Origin of the sequence: Brachybacterium rhamnosum (assembly GCF_039526185.1) — a bacterium.
Taxonomy (GTDB): Bacteria; Actinomycetota; Actinomycetes; order Actinomycetales; family Dermabacteraceae; genus Brachybacterium; species Brachybacterium rhamnosum.
The window spans coordinates 1069143-1086113 of record NZ_BAAAIS010000002.1 but is presented as its reverse complement, the minus strand read 5'-3'; the positions used below and the strand labels follow the sequence as shown (position 1 = coordinate 1086113).

General features: G+C 71.3%; 14 protein-coding genes. 4 read left to right on the top strand and 10 right to left on the bottom strand.

Annotation, left to right across the window (positions count from 1 at the left end; translation table 11 throughout):
* Positions 1–13: 13 nt before the first annotated feature.
* From wecB to ABD080_RS06735, 4 genes are read right to left on the bottom strand one after another with little or no spacing between them, the layout of a single operon-like run.
* Complete coding sequence (wecB, locus tag ABD080_RS06750) at positions 14–1177, bottom strand: non-hydrolyzing UDP-N-acetylglucosamine 2-epimerase (protein ID WP_343904148.1); 1164 nt, start codon at positions 1175–1177, stop codon at positions 14–16.
* A gap of 44 nt (positions 1178–1221) precedes the next feature.
* Positions 1222–2280, bottom strand: a complete 1059-nt coding sequence (locus ABD080_RS06745; protein WP_343904147.1) for an ABC transporter ATP-binding protein — start codon at positions 2278–2280, stop codon at positions 1222–1224.
* Positions 2261–3157, bottom strand: a complete 897-nt coding sequence (locus tag ABD080_RS06740) for an ABC transporter permease (RefSeq protein WP_343904146.1) — start codon at positions 3155–3157, stop codon at positions 2261–2263. The genes ABD080_RS06745 and ABD080_RS06740 overlap by 20 nt, the downstream gene beginning before the upstream one ends.
* Positions 3147–4766: a glycosyltransferase family 4 protein gene (locus tag ABD080_RS06735; protein ID WP_343904145.1), complete on the bottom strand. Its 1620-nt coding sequence runs from the start codon at positions 4764–4766 to the stop codon at positions 3147–3149. Before ABD080_RS06735 ends, ABD080_RS06740 begins: the two co-directional genes overlap by 11 nt.
* A gap of 424 nt (positions 4767–5190) precedes the next feature.
* Between ABD080_RS06735 and ABD080_RS06730 the strand changes: the two genes are divergently transcribed.
* A complete protein-coding gene (locus ABD080_RS06730) occupies positions 5191–6540 on the top strand; it encodes a UDP-glucose dehydrogenase family protein (RefSeq protein ID WP_343904144.1) in 1350 nt (449 codons plus the stop codon).
* A 66-nt stretch (positions 6541–6606) separates the two neighbouring features.
* Here ABD080_RS06730 and ABD080_RS06725 read toward each other — a convergent pair whose 3' ends face one another.
* The 3 genes from ABD080_RS06725 to rfbA are packed head-to-tail and all read right to left on the bottom strand — an operon-like array spanning position 6607 to position 9925.
* Positions 6607–8040 (bottom strand): sugar nucleotide-binding protein, encoded by a 1434-nt coding sequence (locus ABD080_RS06725; protein WP_343904143.1) that lies wholly within the window; start codon positions 8038–8040, stop codon positions 6607–6609.
* A complete protein-coding gene (rfbB, locus tag ABD080_RS06720) occupies positions 8037–9038 on the bottom strand; it encodes a dTDP-glucose 4,6-dehydratase (RefSeq protein ID WP_259361948.1) in 1002 nt (333 codons plus the stop codon). Before rfbB ends, ABD080_RS06725 begins: the two co-directional genes overlap by 4 nt.
* Positions 9038–9925 carry a glucose-1-phosphate thymidylyltransferase RfbA gene (rfbA, locus tag ABD080_RS06715; RefSeq protein WP_343904142.1) on the bottom strand — a complete coding sequence of 296 codons (888 nt, stop codon included), beginning with the start codon at positions 9923–9925 and terminating at the stop codon, positions 9038–9040. The genes rfbB and rfbA overlap by 1 nt, the downstream gene beginning before the upstream one ends.
* Before the next feature lie 97 nt (positions 9926–10022).
* Between rfbA and ABD080_RS06710 the strand changes: the two genes are divergently transcribed.
* The 3 genes from ABD080_RS06710 to ABD080_RS06700 all read left to right on the top strand — a co-directional run bounded on the left by ABD080_RS06710 (position 10023) and on the right by ABD080_RS06700 (position 14272).
* Positions 10023–10742 carry a GAP family protein gene (locus ABD080_RS06710; protein WP_343904141.1) on the top strand — a complete coding sequence of 240 codons (720 nt, stop codon included), beginning with the start codon at positions 10023–10025 and terminating at the stop codon, positions 10740–10742.
* A gap of 78 nt (positions 10743–10820) precedes the next feature.
* Complete coding sequence (locus ABD080_RS06705) at positions 10821–11891, top strand: adenosine deaminase (RefSeq protein ID WP_343904140.1); 1071 nt, start codon at positions 10821–10823, stop codon at positions 11889–11891.
* Between the two features lie 116 nt (positions 11892–12007).
* Entirely contained in the window at positions 12008–14272 is a 2265-nt protein-coding gene (locus ABD080_RS06700; RefSeq protein ID WP_343904139.1) for a potassium transporter Kup, read from the top strand.
* 49 nt (positions 14273–14321) lie between these two features.
* On the opposite strand, the gene ABD080_RS06695 is transcribed toward ABD080_RS06700, so the two are convergent.
* The 3 genes from ABD080_RS06695 to ABD080_RS06685 form a co-directional block, all read right to left on the bottom strand.
* On the bottom strand, positions 14322–15617 hold the full coding sequence (locus ABD080_RS06695; protein ID WP_343904138.1) for a glycosyltransferase family 4 protein: 1296 nt from the start codon (positions 15615–15617) through the stop codon (positions 14322–14324).
* Positions 15614–15994: a PRC-barrel domain-containing protein gene (locus ABD080_RS06690; RefSeq protein WP_343904137.1), complete on the bottom strand. Its 381-nt coding sequence runs from the start codon at positions 15992–15994 to the stop codon at positions 15614–15616. Before ABD080_RS06690 ends, ABD080_RS06695 begins: the two co-directional genes overlap by 4 nt.
* Positions 15995–16077: 83 nt before the next feature.
* The gene (locus tag ABD080_RS06685) at positions 16078–16971 is read right to left on the bottom strand and encodes a TetR/AcrR family transcriptional regulator (RefSeq protein WP_137771650.1); all 894 of its coding nucleotides are present in this window, start codon (positions 16969–16971) and stop codon (positions 16078–16080) included.

The following is a 16971-nucleotide window of genomic DNA, read 5'->3' as shown; positions in this document are numbered from 1 at the left end:
GGCGAAGCGAGGGTCAGCTGCCGAAATCTGTGGGGCGCTCCCCTCCGACGAACTTCCACCGGATGGCCTCGACAGTGCGCTCGGCGGCCTCGCCGTCCCCGTAGGGATTCACGGCGTTCGCCATGCCGGTGTAGGCCTCCTCGGAGTCCAGCAGCAGGGAGACCTCGTCGACGAGGCGCTGCTTGTGGGTGCCGATGAGCTTCACGGTGCCGGCCACGACGGCCTCGGGGCGCTCGGTGTTCTCGCGCATGACGAGGACCGGCTTGCCGAGGCTCGGCGCCTCCTCCTGGACACCGCCGGAGTCGGTGAGGACCACGTCGGCGAGGCTCAGGGCACGGGTGAACTCCGCGTAGGCGAGCGGCTCGATCAGCACCACGTTGTCCAGGCCCTCGACGGCGGGGCGGATCGCGGCGCGCACCTTGGGGTTCTTGTGGATCGGGAAGACGATCGTCAGGTCCGGATACTTGCGGGCGATCTCCGCGACCGCGGCACCGATGTCCTCCATCGCGGAGCCCAGGTTCTCGCGGCGGTGCGCGGTCACGAGGAGTACGCGCCCGGCGGTGCCGGACTCCTTGGCCTGCTGCAGAGCCTCGAGCCGCTCGTCCTCGAAGTGCACCTCGAGGTTCGCGGTGGCGAACATGAGGGTGTCGATCACCGAGTTGCCGGTGATGACGATGTCGTTCTCACTGACCGCTTCGCGGGTGAGGTTCGACTTCGAGGTGTCGGTGGGGGCGAGGTGCAGCGCGGCGATCTGGCTGGTGAGCTTGCGGTTCGCCTCCTCCGGGAAGGGCGAGTTGATGTCGCCGGAGCGCAGGCCCGCCTCGAGGTGGATCACCGGGATCTGGCGGTTGAACGATGCGACCGCGGCACCCATGACGGTGGAGGTGTCGCCCTGGACGATGACGGCGTCCGGCTTCTCGTGCTCGAGGATCTGGTCCACGCCGGAGATCACCTTGGCGACGATCCCGTTGAGGGTCTGCCCGCTGGCCATGATGTTCAGGTCGTGATCGGGGACGATCTCGAACATCGTGTTCACCTGGTCGAGCATCTCGCGGTGCTGGCCGGTGACGACGGTGATGCTCTCGAGATCCTCGGCGGCCTCGATAGCCTTGATGATCGGGGCTACCTTGATCGCCTCGGGGCGGGTGCCGTAGATGGTCATGATGCGCAGTGCCATGGGAGTCCTCATCGGGGTATCAAGTCGGGGGACGGGGGGATGGATCAGTCTTTGGGCAGGACGGTGCTGGGGAACCGTTGCGCTGACATCTGGCGGTCGAAGATCGAGCCGAAGGGGTCCGGCTCGAGCTCCGGAGTGCTGTCCGCCCGCTCCGGTAGGTCGTCCTCGGGAAGGGTGAGCACGGCCGATGCACGCTGTGCTTCGCCGGCGAGGACTGCCTCGCGGAGGATGCCCATTGCCTCCGCTTCCCGGTCGCGCGCCATGCGATAGGTGAAGGAGCGATAGGTCGCGGAAACCTCTTTGGTGTCGCCGTCCATGACGATGCGACCCTTCTCCATCCAGATCACCCGCGAGCAGACATTCTCGATCGCCCGCGGCGCATGGTTGACCATGAAGACGGTGCCGGCGTTCTCGAGCAGCTCGTCCATTTTCGCCTTGGAGCGCCGGGAGAAGGTGGCGTCGCCGGTGGAGAGCGCCTCGTCGACCATGAGGATCTTGGGCTGGGCCATCACGGAGATGGCGAACTTGAGACGCGCGGCCATCCCGGAGGAGTAGGTGCGCATGGGAAGGTCCACGGCGTCCCCCAACGCAGAGAGCTCCGCAGCGCCGGGCACGAGTTCCTCCGCCTCGTCCGGGGTCATCCCGAGGGCGAGGAAGCCGAGCTTGATGTTCTCCGCACCGGTGAGGTCGCTCATGAGCGCCGCACTCACTCCGAGCAGCTGGGGCCGCGCGCTCGTGAAGACAGAGCCGGAGGTGGGCGGCTCGACGCCGGCGAGCATGCGCAGGAGTGTCGACTTGCCGGAGCCATTCCGACCGATGATGCCGATGAACTCTCCCTCGCGCACGGTGAGGTCCACCCCGCGCACCGCGGAGACAGAGACCATCGACTTGCGCGGGGCGATCCTTCCCAGAAGTCCAGTGCGGGGAGCCCTGTCCGTACGCGCAGTCTTGTAACGCATGCGCACCCGGTGAGCCACAACAGTGAGAGGGGATTCCTCCGGGGCGACCCAGAGCGTATCCTTCGGCTCGCCGTCTTCCTCCGCCTCATCGACGTCGAGGTCCGGCTCGTCCTCGGGGTCGAGATCAGCCGAGCTCTCGGCCATAGCTCTCCTCCGCTCTCCAGAAGAAGATGAAACCAACCACAAGGATCCCAACCGCCCACCCGGCGGCGATCAGCCAGGACCTCAGCTCCGGTACCCGCCCGTCCATCAGGACAGTTCTCATCATTCCGATGATCTGGTAAAGCGGGTTCAGCTCGAGCACCCCGGCCGCAGCAGGATCATCGACATAGCGGGTGATCGGGAACATCACTCCCGAGCCGTACATGAGGAAGCGGCTGAAGACGCCCAGCACGTTCGCCATGTCGGGCAGATGGAAGCCGATCCTCGCGGTGATGAACATGAGGCCCAGGTTGAGGACCGTCTGGATGAGGAAGATCGGGACCAGCAGGGGCCAGGTGAGCGTGGGGATCTCGTGCGGAGGAAGCACCACGATCGCGAAGCACATGACGCCCATCGTGAAGACGGCCGTCATCGTCGCCTGGAGCACGGCCGCGATCGGGATCGACGCCCGGGGGAAGGTGAACGCCTTGATCATCGACTTGTTGGCACGGAGGACCCCCGCTCCCCCCGCGATGGAGGTCGAGGTGGAGCGGAACAGCAGGATCCCGATGAGCAGGAAGGCGGCGAAGTTCTCCATGTCGCCGCCCGCCCCCAGCACGAGGCCGAAGATGATGAAGTAGAAGCTCGAATCCACGAGCGGTCGCAGCACGAGCCACACGTTCCCCAGCCGCATCCGGGAGTTCTGGGTGGAGGCACGATGGCGGGCGTCGTACCAGATAAAATGCCGGCGCTGCCACAGTTGCTGGATGTACTCCCCCAGTGGAGGGCGGGTACCGATCCGGCTGAGCCCGCTCGGGTCGAGGCCCTTGGCCTCGAGGGCGCGCTTCGCGTCGGCGGTGCTCTTCACCTCACTCGCCACTGATCGACTCCTCGGCATCACGGAGCGCGACCGAACGGTACGCGCGGACGTATAGTCTCATCATCGCTGACCATGTCCGTTCTGCCGCCTCTGCGCGACCTCGCCCAGAGAGCTCCTCGCGGCGCTCCGCGTCGGCGATCAACGTGGTGATCGAGGAGGCCAGCGAGGCGATGGACCCGGCCTCCGCGAGCTCCCCGATCAGCTCACCCTGCGGGTCCTGCACGGTCTCCCGCAGCGCCGGCAGATCACTGACCACCACGGGGCGGCCGAGTGCGAGGGCCTCGGCGGGCTTCTGCGGGGTGACGGTCCGCGTGACCTCGAGGTCCTTGCGCGGCACGACCACCACGTCGAGCGCCTGCACCCACGTCCGTGCGCTGCCGGCGGGCACGCGACCGGGCATGTGCAGGCGATCGGAGATTCCCAGCTCGTCACCCAGCTCCCGCAGAACTGGCCCGGACACCCCGTCCCCGACGAGCACCACGTGCACGCGGTCGCGCACGGCCTCGGGCATCGTGTCGTCATCGATGATCGCGGCCGCAGCGCGCAGAAGCACGTCGAAGCCCTCGTAGTCCACGAGGGCGCTCACCGCGCCGATCGCGAGCGCGTCCTCCGGGACGTCGCTGCGGAGGCGCTCTCGAGCGGCGGCAGGAGTGAGGTCCTCCCTGAGCAGCGTCTCGTCGACCCCGTTGGGGACCAGTGTGATCCGCGCCGCGGGAACTCCCCGCTCCACGAGCACGTCCGCCATGGTCCGGCTCAGCGTCACCACGGCGCCCGCCTCGCGGGCGAGCGACGCCTCCGCCTCGACGATGCGGCGCACCTTCTCCGAGCTTGCGGCCGCCGCGCGGGTCTCCTTGCTGCGATGGGAGGCGATCCAGGTCTGCTCCATGAGGCCGCGCACCTCGAAGATCCACGGGATCCCGGTGGCGGCGCTGACGGCCTGGGCGACCAGGGCGTTGCGGTAGTCGGTGGTCGCGTGGAGCACATGGGGGCGAAACTCGGTGACGAGGCGCAGGGCCTCGGCGACCTCCTGGTCCAGGCGCTCTTCCGGGGTGGCGCCGAGCGTCGCGGGGAGGGTGCGGCGGTAGCGGATACCGTCGATCGTGTCCTCATCCTCGCACAGCGGCTTGCCCACCATGACGGGATAGCCCGTGCGGGTCAGCGCAAGGGACTCGATCCCGTTCGACGCAAGTGCGGTGAGGATCTTGTGCGTGCGCAGGGCGTAGCCGGACTGCGTGTGCGGCAGCGAGTTCGTGATCAGGTGGAGTACGCGGAGCGGCTCGCCTTGCGGGGTGGGGTCCAAGTCGCCCAAGCAGGGCGACTGGAGGCGGTGGCCGACCTCGAGGATGTCGAGCTCGCTGCGCAGTCGCCGCGCCTGGGGCGTGCCGCCGCGACCGGCAGCGTCGAGGGACTCCACGGCGCCGCTGAGGTCGCCCGCGGTCCACAGCGCGCGGGCGCGGGTGCTCGCGGGGGCGTTCGCGGGGAGCAGGTCAGTGCGGTCCAGGAGCACGGCGACCTCGCCGGCGGTCCGGGACCCCTCGGCGCGTGCAGCGATGAGGTGCTGCAGGGCACTGTTCTCGTCGCCGGCCATGAACGCGCCGAGGGCGGCCACCCCGTCACCGCGCGGTACCCGAGCCGCAGCGCTCCGGAGCCCCCGGCCGATCCGGCGCCGCGCTCCCATGGGAAGTCTCCGGCTCACCTGGATCGCGAGAAGGGCGGGGTCGTCGAGCAGATGCTGCGCCGCGGCCTGCACGAGGAGCCGTGCATTCCGGAGAAGGTGGCGCTGACCGGGCACGGTACCCCTCGATCGTCTGGATGGCGTTTCTGGACGACTGCGATCCTAACGGCGTTGCGCAATGCGAGCAGGAACCGGTCGTCTTCTGCACGCCAAGGCTGTGCTCCAGTCCACGACACCAGAGCACCAGTTCACCCTCCAGTTCCCTTCAAGCCATCTCACCCCGTACTGATCACTTACGATCAGGAAAGTCTCCCGGGCTCTTCGCTCGCCGACCTCCCGAGAAAGGCACGTCGCCGCCATGACGGACGTCAGTTCCCCCCGCCCCCTCACCCTCTCCGTCATCGGAGTCGGCTACCTCGGCGCCGTGCACGCTGCCGCGATGGCAGAGCTGGGACATCGTGTCATCGGACTCGACGTGGACGCAGACCGTGTCGCCGCCCTTTCAGAGGGACGCTCCCCGTTCCACGAGCCGGGATTCGACGAGCTGCTCCTCCGCAACGTCCGGAGCGGGCGACTGACCTTCACCACGGACTACGCGAAGCTCACTGACGTCGACGTCCACTTCCTCGCCCTGGGTACGCCCCAGCGTGCCGACGGTCTGGGCGCCGATCTCTCGTACATCGAATCCGCTCTCGACGCGCTGGTGCCGCTGCTCGAGGCGCGCGACGGGAAGCCCACCCTCATCGCCGGCAAGTCCACCGTGCCCGTCGGCACCGCGCGCGGGCTCCACGCCCGGATCACGGCGATCGACGGCGTCGCGCTCGCCTGGAACCCGGAGTTCCTCCGCGAGGGGTTCGCGGTCGAGGACACTCTGCGTCCCGATCGCCTGGTCTACGGGGTCGCGGATCAGGGGAACGCCAGCACGGAGATCTCGCTCCTGGACACGGTCTACGCGGAGCTGATCGGCCTCGAAATCCCCCGCAAGGTCTACAACTTCGAGTCGGCGGAACTGGTCAAGGTCTCCGCGAACTCGTTCCTCGCCACAAAGATCTCCTTCATCAACGCGATCTCCGAGCTGTGCGACGTCACCGGTGCCGATGTCAACGACGTCGCCGAGGCGATCGGCATGGACGACCGCATCGGCGCAAAGTTCCTCCGGGCCGGTATCGGTTTCGGCGGCGGTTGCCTGCCCAAGGACATCCGCGGTCTGCTGTCCCGCGCCGGTGAGCTCGGCTCCGTGGACAGCTTCGCCTTCCTTAGAGACATCGATGCGATCAACACGGGCCGGCGCGAGTACGTGGTGCGCCTCGCGAAGCGGCTGCTCGACGGCACGCTCGACGGCAAGCGGGTCGCCGTCCTCGGCGCGGCCTTCAAGCCGGACACCGACGACGTGCGCGATTCCCCGGCACTCGACATCGCGCTCAAGCTCTACTCCGAGGGCGCGAAGGTGTCGATCACCGATCCCGCGGCCAACGAGAACGTCCGTCGGCGTTACCCGTCCTTCCACGTGGAGGACTCCGTCGAAGAGACGCTCCGCGACGCCGAGCTCGTCCTGCTGCTCACGGAGTGGAAGGAGTACCGGGAGCTCGATCCGGCCTCGGTGCGAGACCTCGTGGCGACGGCGCAGATCATCGACGGGCGCAACGCCCTCGATCTCTCCGCCTGGCGCGCTGCGGGTTGGCAGGTGGAGGCGCTCGGCCGTCCCTGAGCGCTCGAGCTGAAAAGGGCCCGATCGGATCGCTCCGACCGGGCCCTCTTCGCAGTTCGGCGCCCCTCAGCCCTCCAGGTACTCCCGCAGCGCCTCGTCCTGGTCGCGCACCGTGAAGCCGGTCGCCTCGATGCGCGCGAGGTCGAGCACGGAGCTGCGGGGGCGAGGGGCGATGCTGCCGTCGCCCTCGGCCTTCCCCTGGCCGGCGTAGTAGTCCGCGGTCGCGACGGGGGTGACGCGGGCGGGGTCGTGGCCGGTGAGCGCGAAGACGCGCTGGGCGATGCCGGCCCAGGAGAGGGCCTCTCCCCCGGCGCTGAGGTGGTAGACGCCGGCCTCGGGGCGCGCCTCGAGGAGGTGGTCGATCGCGGCGGCGAGGTCGCTGGTGAAGGTGAGGCGGCCGATCTGATCGTCCACCACGGAAGGGTCCACGCCGCGCTCGGCGAGGCGCGCCATGGTAGTCACGAAGTTGCCGCCCTCGCCCACGACCCAGCTGGTGCGGAGGATGTAGTGGTCGGGCAGGGTCGCGACGAGGCGGTCGCCGGCTGCCTTGGTCTGCCCGTAGACGCCGAGCGGGCTCACCGGCTCGTCCTCGGTGTGCTGCGCGGCGGTGCCGTCGTAGACGTAGTCGCTCGAGACGTGCACGAGCGTCGCACGCTGGGCGCGGGCGCGCTCCACGAGCCGGGCCACGCCGTCGACGTTCACGGCCCAGGCCTGCGCGCGGCCCTCGGGCGTCTCCGCCGTGTCCACCGCGGTGTACGCGGCGGCGTTGACGATGGTCCCGTAGGGCGTGAAGTCGAAGGCCTCGACGGAGGCGGCGTCGGCCAGGTCGAGCCGGTCGCGGGCCACGAGGTCCACGTCGGCCCGCTCCGCCCAGCGCGCAGCGAGGGCGCGGCCCAGCTGGCCGTTCGCGCCCACCACGAGGGTGCGGCGCGGCGGCACGGGGGTGACGTCCGCGAGGCGCGGATGCGCCACGTCCTTCGCCGAGAGCTCCGCCTGCTCGAGCGGGATGGGCCACGGGATGGCGACGGTCTCGTCGGCCAGGTTGAGGAAGGTGTACTGCGCCTGCGCCCCCTCGGACCAGTGGTCATTGACGAGGTACGTGTACGCGGCGGGCGCGCTGATCGTCTGGAAGGCGTTGCCCACGCCGCGGGGCACGAAGATCGCCGTCTCCGGCGTGATCTCGTGACAGTAGGCGGTGCCGAAGCTGGGCCCCTCGCGCAGGTCCACCCAGGCGCCGAACACGGCGCCCGTCGCGACGGAGATGTACTTGTCCCACGGCTCGGCGTGGATGCCGCGGGTGACGCCCTCCGCCTGGTTGAAGGAGATGTTGTTCTGCACGGGGCCGAAGTCCGGCAGCCCCGCGGCGGTCATCTTGGCCCGCTGCCAGTTCTCCTTGAACCAGCCGCGGTTGTCCCCGGGCACGGGGAGGTCGATGACGAGCAGCCCCGGGATCGGGGTCTCGTGGACGGCGAGCGTGCGCTGCTGGCCCGCCGCGGTCACTGGCCCACCTTCGCGTACTTCGCCTCGGTGGCCGCCTTCTGCGGTCGCCACCAGGCCTCGTTCTCGCGGTACCAGTCGATGGTCGCGGCGAGGCCCGCCTCGAAGTCCTGGAAGGAGGGCTTCCAGCCCAGCTCCTCGCGCAGCTTCGTGGAGTCGATCGCGTAGCGCATGTCGTGGCCGGGGCGGTCGTTGACGTGGTCGTAGTCGCCGGCGTCGTGGCCCATGAGCCGCAGGATCGTCTCGACGACGTCCTTGTTGGACTCCTCGCCGTCCGCGCCGATCAGGTAGGTCTCGCCGATCCGGCCGGAGTCGAGGATCGTGAGCACGGCGGAGGAGTGGTCGTCCGCGTGGATCCAGTCACGCACGTTAAGCCCCGCGCCGTACAGCCGCGGCTTCACCCCGTCGATGAGGTTCGTGATCTGGCGGGGGATGAACTTCTCCACGTGCTGGCGGGGCCCGTAGTTGTTCGAGCAGTTCGAGATCGTCGCCTGCACACCGAAGGACCGCGCCCACGCCCGCACCAGCAGGTCCGAGCCCGCCTTGGTGGAGGAGTAGGGGCTCGAGGGGTTGTACGGGGTGTGCTCGGTGAAGCGCGCCGGATCGTCCAGCTCGAGGTCGCCGTACACCTCGTCGGTCGAGATGTGGTGGTACCGGGTCCCGTGCTTGCGCACCGCCTCGAGCAGGGTGAACGTGCCGAAGAGGTTGGTCTGCAGGAACGGGCTCGGGTCCTCGAGGGAGTTGTCGTTGTGCGACTCCGCGGCGTAGTGCACGACGGCGTCCGCCTGCTCCACGAGCGGATCCACCGTCGCGGCGTCCGCGATGTCGCCCACGACGAGCTTGACGCGGTCCTCGGGCAGGCCGGCGAGGCTCGCCTCGTTGCCCGCGTAGGTCATCTTGTCCAGCACGGTGACGGTGTCATCCGTGTGCTCGACGACGTGGTGGACGAAGTTGCTGCCGATGAAGCCGGCGCCGCCGGTGACGAGAAGGTGACGGGACATCAGTGGGTTCCTCCGGGGGTGGTCTCACGGTCGAGGACGTCGAGCAGGTAGCGGCCGTAGCCGGACTTCACGAGGGGCTCCGCGCGCTCGCGCAGCTCGTCGTCGGAGAGGTAGCCCATGCGCCAGGCGATCTCCTCGGGCGCGCCGACGGACAGGCCCTGGCGCTTCTGGACGGTGCGGATGAACTCGCTCGCCGCGGCGAGGTCGTCGAAGGTGCCCGTGTCCAGCCACGCGGTGCCGCGGGTGAGCACCTCGACCTGCAGCGTGCCGTCCTCGAGGTAGGTGCGGTTCAGGTCGGTGATCTCGAGCTCGCCGCGGGGCGAGGGCGTGAGGGCCTTCGCGCGCTCGGGGACGGTCTCGTCGTAGAAGTACAGGCCGGGGATCGCGAGGTTCGAGCGCGGCTTCTCCGGCTTCTCCTCGAGGGACACGGCGCGACCGTCCTCCCCCATCTCGACGACGCCGTAGGCGCGCGGGTCGCTGACCCAGTAGCCGAACACGGCCGCGCCCTCGACGTCGGTGTAGCGCCGCAGCTGCGAGCCCATGCCCTGCCCGTAGAACAGGTTGTCGCCGAGCACGAGCGCCGCCTTCTCGCCGTCCAGGAACTCCTCACCCAGCACGAAGGCCTGGGCGAGACCGTCCGGCGAGGGCTGGACCTTGTACTGCAGGCTCACCCCGAACCGCGACCCGTCGCCCAGCACGCGCTGGAAGGCGGACTGGTCCTCCGGGGTCGTGATGACGAGGATGTCCTTGATCCCCGCGAGCATCAGCGTGCTCAGCGGGTAGTAGATCATCGGCTTGTCGTAGACCGGCATCAGCTGCTTGGAGACGCCGATGGTCAACGGATGCAGTCGCGAGCCCGTGCCGCCCGCCAGGATGATTCCGCGCATGCTGGTCATTATGGCAGTGCGTGGGGGAGAACCCCCGCCCGGACTCTGCAGGGCGCCCCGTCGCCCGCCCCTTTCCCGGCCTCCTATCCTCGAGCCCATGACCTTCGCCGGGATCCTCGCCTTCCTCGGGCTCGCCGTGGTGACGATGGACGTGCTCGGCGGCGTCATCGCCACCGGCGTGCTGCTGCGCGGCGGCGCCGTGCGCCACCTCCTCGCCTTCCTCGGCGGGTACACCGTGGTCGTCACCGCCGCGACGCTCGTGCTGCACCCCCTCCTCGCCTGGCTGAGCTCCGTGCTGCGGCCCGTGCTCGACTCCAACAACGCGATCGGCACCGTCGAGATCGTCGTGGGCCTCGCCCTCGCCGGCATCAGCGCCCACCAGTTCCGCGCCGTGACCCGGCCGCAGCAGAAGCACGGCCGCATCGAGGAGCGCTCCACCCCCACGCGGCTCGCCGCGACCCCGCTCGCCCTCGCCGGCGTCGCCTTCTCCGTGACCGCCCTCGCCGATCCCTCCTTCACGATCGCCGTGGGCATGGCCTCCCAGGAGCGGCACCTGTGGGCGCACATCGCCCTGCTGCTGCTGTGGAACGTCGTCTACCAGCTGCCGCTCGTCGCCGTGACGATCGCCGCCGCCTTCGGCAGGCACGAGCAACTGGTGGAGCGGGTGATGGCGGTGTTCGGCCCGCGCCGCCGCGCCCTGCAGACGGCGCTCGCGATCCTGCTCGCCCTCATCGGCCTCGCCGTGCTCGGCGACGGCATCTATGCGCTGATCAGCGGGCACGTGCCCTGGCTGCGGCAACTGATCATGCTGCGCTGACCGTCGGCCCCGCCGCCGCGTCGCACAATGGGGCTCTTCCCTCTGCCCCGCCCCGCACATCAGGAACCCGGAGACATCATGCCGCTCACCCCCGCGCAGATCCGCTCGCTCCCCACGGCGGTCCTCCACGACCACCTCGACGGCGGCCTGCGCCCCTCGACCGTGCTCGAGCTGTGCGCGGAGCTCGGCATCGAGACGCCCGCCGGCACCGCGGGCGCCGTCGCCGACTGGTTCTTCGACGCCGCGGACTCCGGCTCCCTCCCCCGCTACCTCGCGACCTTCGACCGCACCATCGCGCTCATGCAGCGACCGCAGGACCTCCACCGCGTGGCCCGCGAGTTCGTCGAGGACATGGCGGCCGACGGCGCCTGCTACGCCGAGACCCGCTGGGCGCCCCACCAGCACCTCGAGGGCGGGCTCAGCCTCGCCCAGGCCGTCGACGCCGTCCAGGCGGGACTCGAGGAGGGCATGGCGATCGCCGCCGAGGCCGGCCGCCCGATCCTCGCCGGGCAGCTCCTGTGCCACCTGCGCCACCTCCCGCCCACCGAGGAGCTCGTGCGCCTCGCCGCCGACCGCCGCGACGCGGGCGTGTGGGGCGTGGACCTCGCCGGCCCCGAGGCCGGCTTCCCCGCCTCCCTCTACGCGGGCCCCTTCGCCCTCGCCCACGAGCTCGGCGTGCACGTGACGATCCACGCCGGGGAGGCCGACGGCCCCGACTCCATCGCCTGCGCTCTCGCGCAGGGCGCGGAGCGGATCGGCCACGGCGTGCGCCTCATCGAGGACATCGGGGCCGACGGCGCCCGCGGCCCCGTCGCCGAGGAGGTCCACGCCCGGCAGATCTGCCTCGAGGTGTGCCCTAGCTCCAACCTGCAGACGGGCGCCGCCGCCTCCCTCGCCGCGCACCCCGCGGGGCGCCTCCTCGCCGGCGGCTTCACCGTCGCCATCAGCAGCGACAACCGCCTCATGTCCCGCACCTGCACGAGCCGCGAGCTCGAGCTCCTCGCCGGCGCCCACCGCTGGGAGCTCCCCGAGCTCGAGCGGATCACCCACACCGCGCTCAGCAGCGGCTTCGCCCCCGCGGAGCAGCGCGAGCGGATCCTCGAGGAGATCGTGCGGCCCGCCTACGCCGCCGCGCGCGACGCCGGCTGAGCGGGACGACGCCGCGCCCGCGCATCGGCCGCCGCCCGGGTCCGGTGACGGAGCAGACAGTCCACCGCGCCGCCGGGGGCTTGCGCCGGGAGCGAACAGTGGCAGGATTGCCGCTCGTGTCGAAGCACGCCCAGGGCGCCTCCCCCGTCGGAGAACCCGCACCGACCCCGTCGGACCCCTCCTCGGAGCAGCCCGCGCCCGCCGCACCGGCGGCTGCCAGCGCACCGAGCGCCCGCGTCGGCGATCCCGCCGGTGCCCCGCACAGCACCCCCGTCGGCCCCACCGCCGGCGCCGGCGCCCCTGCCGCCTCCGCCGCGCCCGCGGCGACCGCGGAGATCCCGGGCATGGCCGGCACCCGGCTCTCCCACCTCCAGCCGCGCTCCGCCCCCGGCCACGCGCACCACGAGCACACCCACCGCGGCCTCGGACCCGGCGGCACCCCGCGCGGCCACAAGCCGCTCCCGCTGCTCATGCTCGGCGCGCTCGGCGTCGTCTTCGGCGACATCGGCACGAGCCCCCTGTACGCGCTGCAGACGGTCTTCTCCACCCACCACAACGCCGTCGCCCCCACCGAGGGGGACGTGCTCGGCGTCATCTCCATGGTGCTGTGGTGCCTCATCATCATCGTCACCGTCAGCTACATCGGCCTCATCATGCGCGCCGACAACCAGGGCGAGGGCGGCATCCTCTCCCTCACCGCCCTGATCCTGCGCAAGCTCGACTCCGGCCACCGCCGCGAGATCGCCGTCGCCCTCGCGCTCGGCGTGATCGGCGCGAGCCTGTTCTACGGCGACTCCGTCATCACCCCCGCGATCTCCGTGCTCTCCGCCTTCGAGGGCATCGAGGTCACCGGCGGCGTCCCCAACGAGGTGATCCTGCCCGGCGCCGTCATCGTCCTCACCGCGCTCTTCGCCGTGCAGCGCTGGGGCACCGGACGGATCGGCGGGGCGTTCGGCCCGATCATGGTGCTCTGGTTCCTCACCCTCGCCGCGATGGGCCTGCCGCAGATCCTCGGCAACCCCTCGATCCTGCGCGCCGTCTCCCCGCACTACGCGCTCGCCTTCATGATCGACCGCCCGCTGGTCGGCTTCATCGCCATGGGCGCGGTCGTCCTCACCATCACCGGCGCGGAGGCGCTCTACGCGGACATGGGGCACTTCGGCCGCCGCCCGATCTTCCTCGCCTGGACCTGCCTCGTGCTGCCGGCCCTGCTCATCAACTACTTCGGCCAGGGCGCGCTGATCCTCGCGGACCCCACCACGATCGTGAACCCCTTCTTCTCCCTCGTGCCGGACGCCCTGCGCCTCCCGCTCGTGGTGCTCGCCGCCGCCGCGACCGTCATCGCCTCCCAGGCCGTGATCTCCGGGGCCTTCTCCGTGTCCCGCCAGGCGACCCGGCTGTCCCTCCTGCCGCGCCTGAAGGTCACGCAGACCGACAAGGAGCACGGCGGCCAGATCTACATCGGCCGGATCAACACGCTGCTGTTCCTCGGCGTGCTCGCGCTCGTGCTGATCTTCCAGCACTCCTCCGCCCTCGCCGCCGCCTACGGCCTCGCCGTCACCGCCACGATCATCCTCGTGCTCGCCCTGTTCCTGCTGCTCGCCCTGCGCATCTGGCACTGGCCGCTGTGGCGCGTGGTGCTCATGGCCGTCATCGTGGGCGGCCTCGAGCTGGTGCTGCTCGCCGCGAACGTCGTGAAGATCCCTGCGGGCGGCTGGCTGCCGCTGCTCATCGCCGCGGCGCTCACCACGATCATGCTCACCTGGAAGAAGGGATCGAAGCTGCTCTTCGGCCGCCGCCGCGCGATGGAGGGACCGATCGACGAGTTCGTCACCGGCCCCGCCCGCGAGGCGCGCCGCGTGCCGGGCCTGGCCGTCTACCCGCACGGCGACCCCACCACCGTGCCCCTCGCCCTGCGCACCAACGTGGCGATGAACCACGTCATCCACGAGCACGTCGTCATCGTGACGATGAAGCACCGCGGCGTGCCGCACGTGCACCGCGACGACCGCGTCTTCGTCGACGCCCTCGGCGACGAGTCCGACGGCATCGTCCACGTCTCCTACCAGGTGGGATTCCACGACAGCCAGGACGTCCCCGAGGCCCTGCGCATCGCCGTCGAGCAGCTCGGCGCACCCCATGCGCCCGACGAGGTCGACCGCTCCGCCTGCACAGCCCACGCTCCGGAGCTCGCCGTCGACCCCGAGCAGGCGATCTACTTCCTCTCCGTGTTCCGCATCGAACCGGGGGCCGACGACTCCCTGCCCCGCTGGCAGAAGTGGCTGTTCCGCATGCTCGAGCGGGCCTCCGCGAACCGCACCCAGGTGCTGCACCTCCCGCCCTCCCGCACCGTCGTGATGGGCGCCGAGACCGAGCTCTGACCGGCCGGGGCGGCCAGTCGGGGCAGGCGCCGGGGCGGGGCCGGGCGGGTCAGGCGGGGCGGCGGGCGGTGACGCGGTCGAGGATCTGGAGGTAGCGCTCGGCGAGGAGGTCGTCGTCGGCGTTGGCGGCGACCCAGGCGCGGCCCGAGTCGCGGACGGCGAGCTGGGAGCGGTCCGCGGCGAGGCGGCGCCACAGCTCGACCAGCGCGGCGGTGTCCTCCGGGGCGAGGACGTCCCCGGCCTCGGCCGCGCGCACGACGTCCGCCGCCTCGCCCGCGACGAGCGCCGTGATGTGGCGGCCGGTGGCGAGCAGCTCGTAGAGCTTCGAGGGGATCGTCCAGGCGAAGGGCTCCCAGTTCCGCAGGGAGACGACGACCGTGTCCGCCCAGCGGTACTGCTCCCCCACCTCGTGGTGCGCGATGCGCGGCAGCACCTCGACGGGGGCGCCGAGCTCCGCGGCGAGCAGGGTCAGGCGCCGCGCCTCGACGCCGTGGCCGATCATCCGCACGCGCAGCGGCACGCCCTCCTCGCGCAGCACGAGCGCGGCCCGCACGAGGGTCTCGAGACCCTGCGAGCGGCCCATGTTGCCGAGGTACAGCACCCGCAGCTCCGGATGGTCGCCCTCGGGGTGGTCCGTCATGCGGGGCACCCGGGCGAGGTTCGTGCCGTTGCGCACCACCTCGCTGTCCTCCACGCCCCGCTCGCGGAGGACGTCCGCGAAGCGGGAGGTGGTCGTGACGACGACGGCCGCCTGCCGCTGCCACAGGGTCACCCCGCGGTGCACGCGACCCTTGGCCCGGGCGATCGCCCAGCCGATCACCTCGCGCGCCGTGCCCGGGTCCGGGGAGTGGGCGACATCGGCGGGGAGCGCGGCCGCGGGCCCCACGTGGGTGACGAGGTCCGGCCAGGCGTCGCGCATCTCGGCGACGAGCGGGACCTTCCACTTCGCGGCGAGCATGCGGCCCACCATGAGGGTGGGGATCGCGGGCGCCGTCGCGATGACGACGTCGGGGCGGTCCCCGGGGCGGCGGAACCGGTCCAGGGACCGGCGCAGGGTGTCCCCCGCGGTGACGAGGTGGTCGGCGGTGCGGGAGGCGATGTCCGCCCCGTGGAGCAGGTAGGCGGTGCGCACCACGGTCTCGCCGTGCGCACCGCGCTCGACGGCGCCCACGCGATGGGCGCGGCGCTGCTCCGGCGTGGGCCGGCCGTCCGGGTAGTGCGGGACGGGGGCCATCACGGTGACCTCGTGGCCGGCCGCGAGGAAGCGCTCCACGAGCGCGCCCCATCGGCGCTGCGGGGCCCCGAACTCCGGGCCGTAGTAGTGGCTGAGCAGCAGGATCCTCATCCCTGCGGCGCCTCCTCGGAGCCGGCGGGCCGGAGGGCGAGCTCGGCGCGGCGCAGGTCCGCCGGGGAGAGGTGCCCCGTGGCGGGCGGCTGCTCGGCGGCGCGCGCGGCGCGGGCGGGGACGCTCAGGCGGATCGGCGCCGTGTGCTCGTGCTCGCCGGTGTGCGGCCGCAGCGTCTCCTCGAGGACGACGGCGGCGGGGACGAGCACCGTGGTCGTGGAGAGGCGGCCGCGGGTCACGCCGAGCGCGGCGATCGAGCGGTCGCGGTCCATGAGGTACACATCGCGCACCCGGCCCACGGCGGCGCCGTCGGAGCCGACGACGTCGACCCCGCTGAGGGAGGCCGCCTCCGCGGCCGTCAGCATCACGCTGCCCATCGTGTCCTGTCCTCCCGGTGGGCGCCGAGGAGCACCGGGACCGGATGGTCGGGCACGACACGACGCAGCGGCCCCACTGATGGTCAGCCGTTCAGGAAGTGTTGCACAAAGGTGCGGACATCCTCCACCGGTTCGCCGCCGGATGAGGACTGCAGCGCCCGCACGGACCTCTCCCGCACAGCGAGGCTCAGGAGCAGCGAGAACACGGCGCGGGACAGGAACACCGGATCTGTGCCGGGCGTCAGCAGGCCGCGCTCCGCGTAGGCGGCGAGGACCTGCTTGAGGATGTGCTCGTGCACGAGGCGCAGCCGCGACATGCGGTAGCGACCTGGGTGCTCGGGGTCCACGATCTCCGCGCTCAACGTCGCGATGAGCGTGATCGGCGGGCGACCCGGGTGCCACGGTCCCGCGAGCGCGGCGAGCAGCTGGGCCGGTGAGGTGGACAGCGCCTCCACCGAGTCGAGCAGGCCCTGGGCATGCGCCTCGAGCCGGTCGATCACGGCGTCCAGGAGGGCGGACTTCGAGGAGAAGTGGTGCAGCATCCCCGGGTGGGAGATGGCCGCACTGCGGGAGATCTCCCGCAGGCTCGAGCCGTGGTAACCGCGCTCCGCGAAGAGCACTGAGGCGCCGTCGAGGATCTGCTCGCGGCGGGCGGCGCCCTGGGCGGTCTCGGCCGTGGCCTTCGCCTCGGGCTCTTCCGCCGCAGGATCGAGCGACGCGACGGTCTTCACGGCGGGGCCGTGCTCGTCACCCGCGGCGTCGGAGTCGACGGCGGCGTCGTCGGCCTCGGTGCGCGGGGCCTCCTGCACGGCGGCGTCGAGCGAGTCGAGCGAGCGGACCGCGTCCCACAGGGGGCCCGGGGCCACGGCGGCCGCGGTCGAGCGGGCGTCGGGGGACTCCTCGCCGGCACGGTCGGAGAGGCTCAGCGCGAGCGGCGCCGGACCCTGCCCGGACACGCCGCCCTCGGGGCTCAGCAT

Coding starts and splice junctions, on each gene's coding strand:
- ABD080_RS06690 (WP_343904137.1), bottom strand. CDS start 15,994: ATGGGCAGCGTGATGCTGACGGCCGCGGAGGCGGCCTCCCTCAGCGGG.
- ABD080_RS06695 (WP_343904138.1), bottom strand. CDS start 15,617: ATGAGGATCCTGCTGCTCAGCCACTACTACGGCCCGGAGTTCGGGGCC.
- ABD080_RS06710 (WP_343904141.1), top strand. CDS start 10,023: ATGACCTTCGCCGGGATCCTCGCCTTCCTCGGGCTCGCCGTGGTGACG.
- ABD080_RS06685 (WP_137771650.1), bottom strand. CDS start 16,971: ATGCTGAGCCCCGAGGGCGGCGTGTCCGGGCAGGGTCCGGCGCCGCTC.
- ABD080_RS06745 (WP_343904147.1), bottom strand. CDS start 2,280: ATGGCCGAGAGCTCGGCTGATCTCGACCCCGAGGACGAGCCGGACCTC.
- ABD080_RS06705 (WP_343904140.1), top strand. CDS start 10,821: ATGCCGCTCACCCCCGCGCAGATCCGCTCGCTCCCCACGGCGGTCCTC.
- rfbB (WP_259361948.1), bottom strand. CDS start 9,038: ATGTCCCGTCACCTTCTCGTCACCGGCGGCGCCGGCTTCATCGGCAGC.
- wecB (WP_343904148.1), bottom strand. CDS start 1,177: ATGGCACTGCGCATCATGACCATCTACGGCACCCGCCCCGAGGCGATC.
- rfbA (WP_343904142.1), bottom strand. CDS start 9,925: ATGCGCGGAATCATCCTGGCGGGCGGCACGGGCTCGCGACTGCATCCG.
- ABD080_RS06730 (WP_343904144.1), top strand. CDS start 5,191: ATGACGGACGTCAGTTCCCCCCGCCCCCTCACCCTCTCCGTCATCGGA.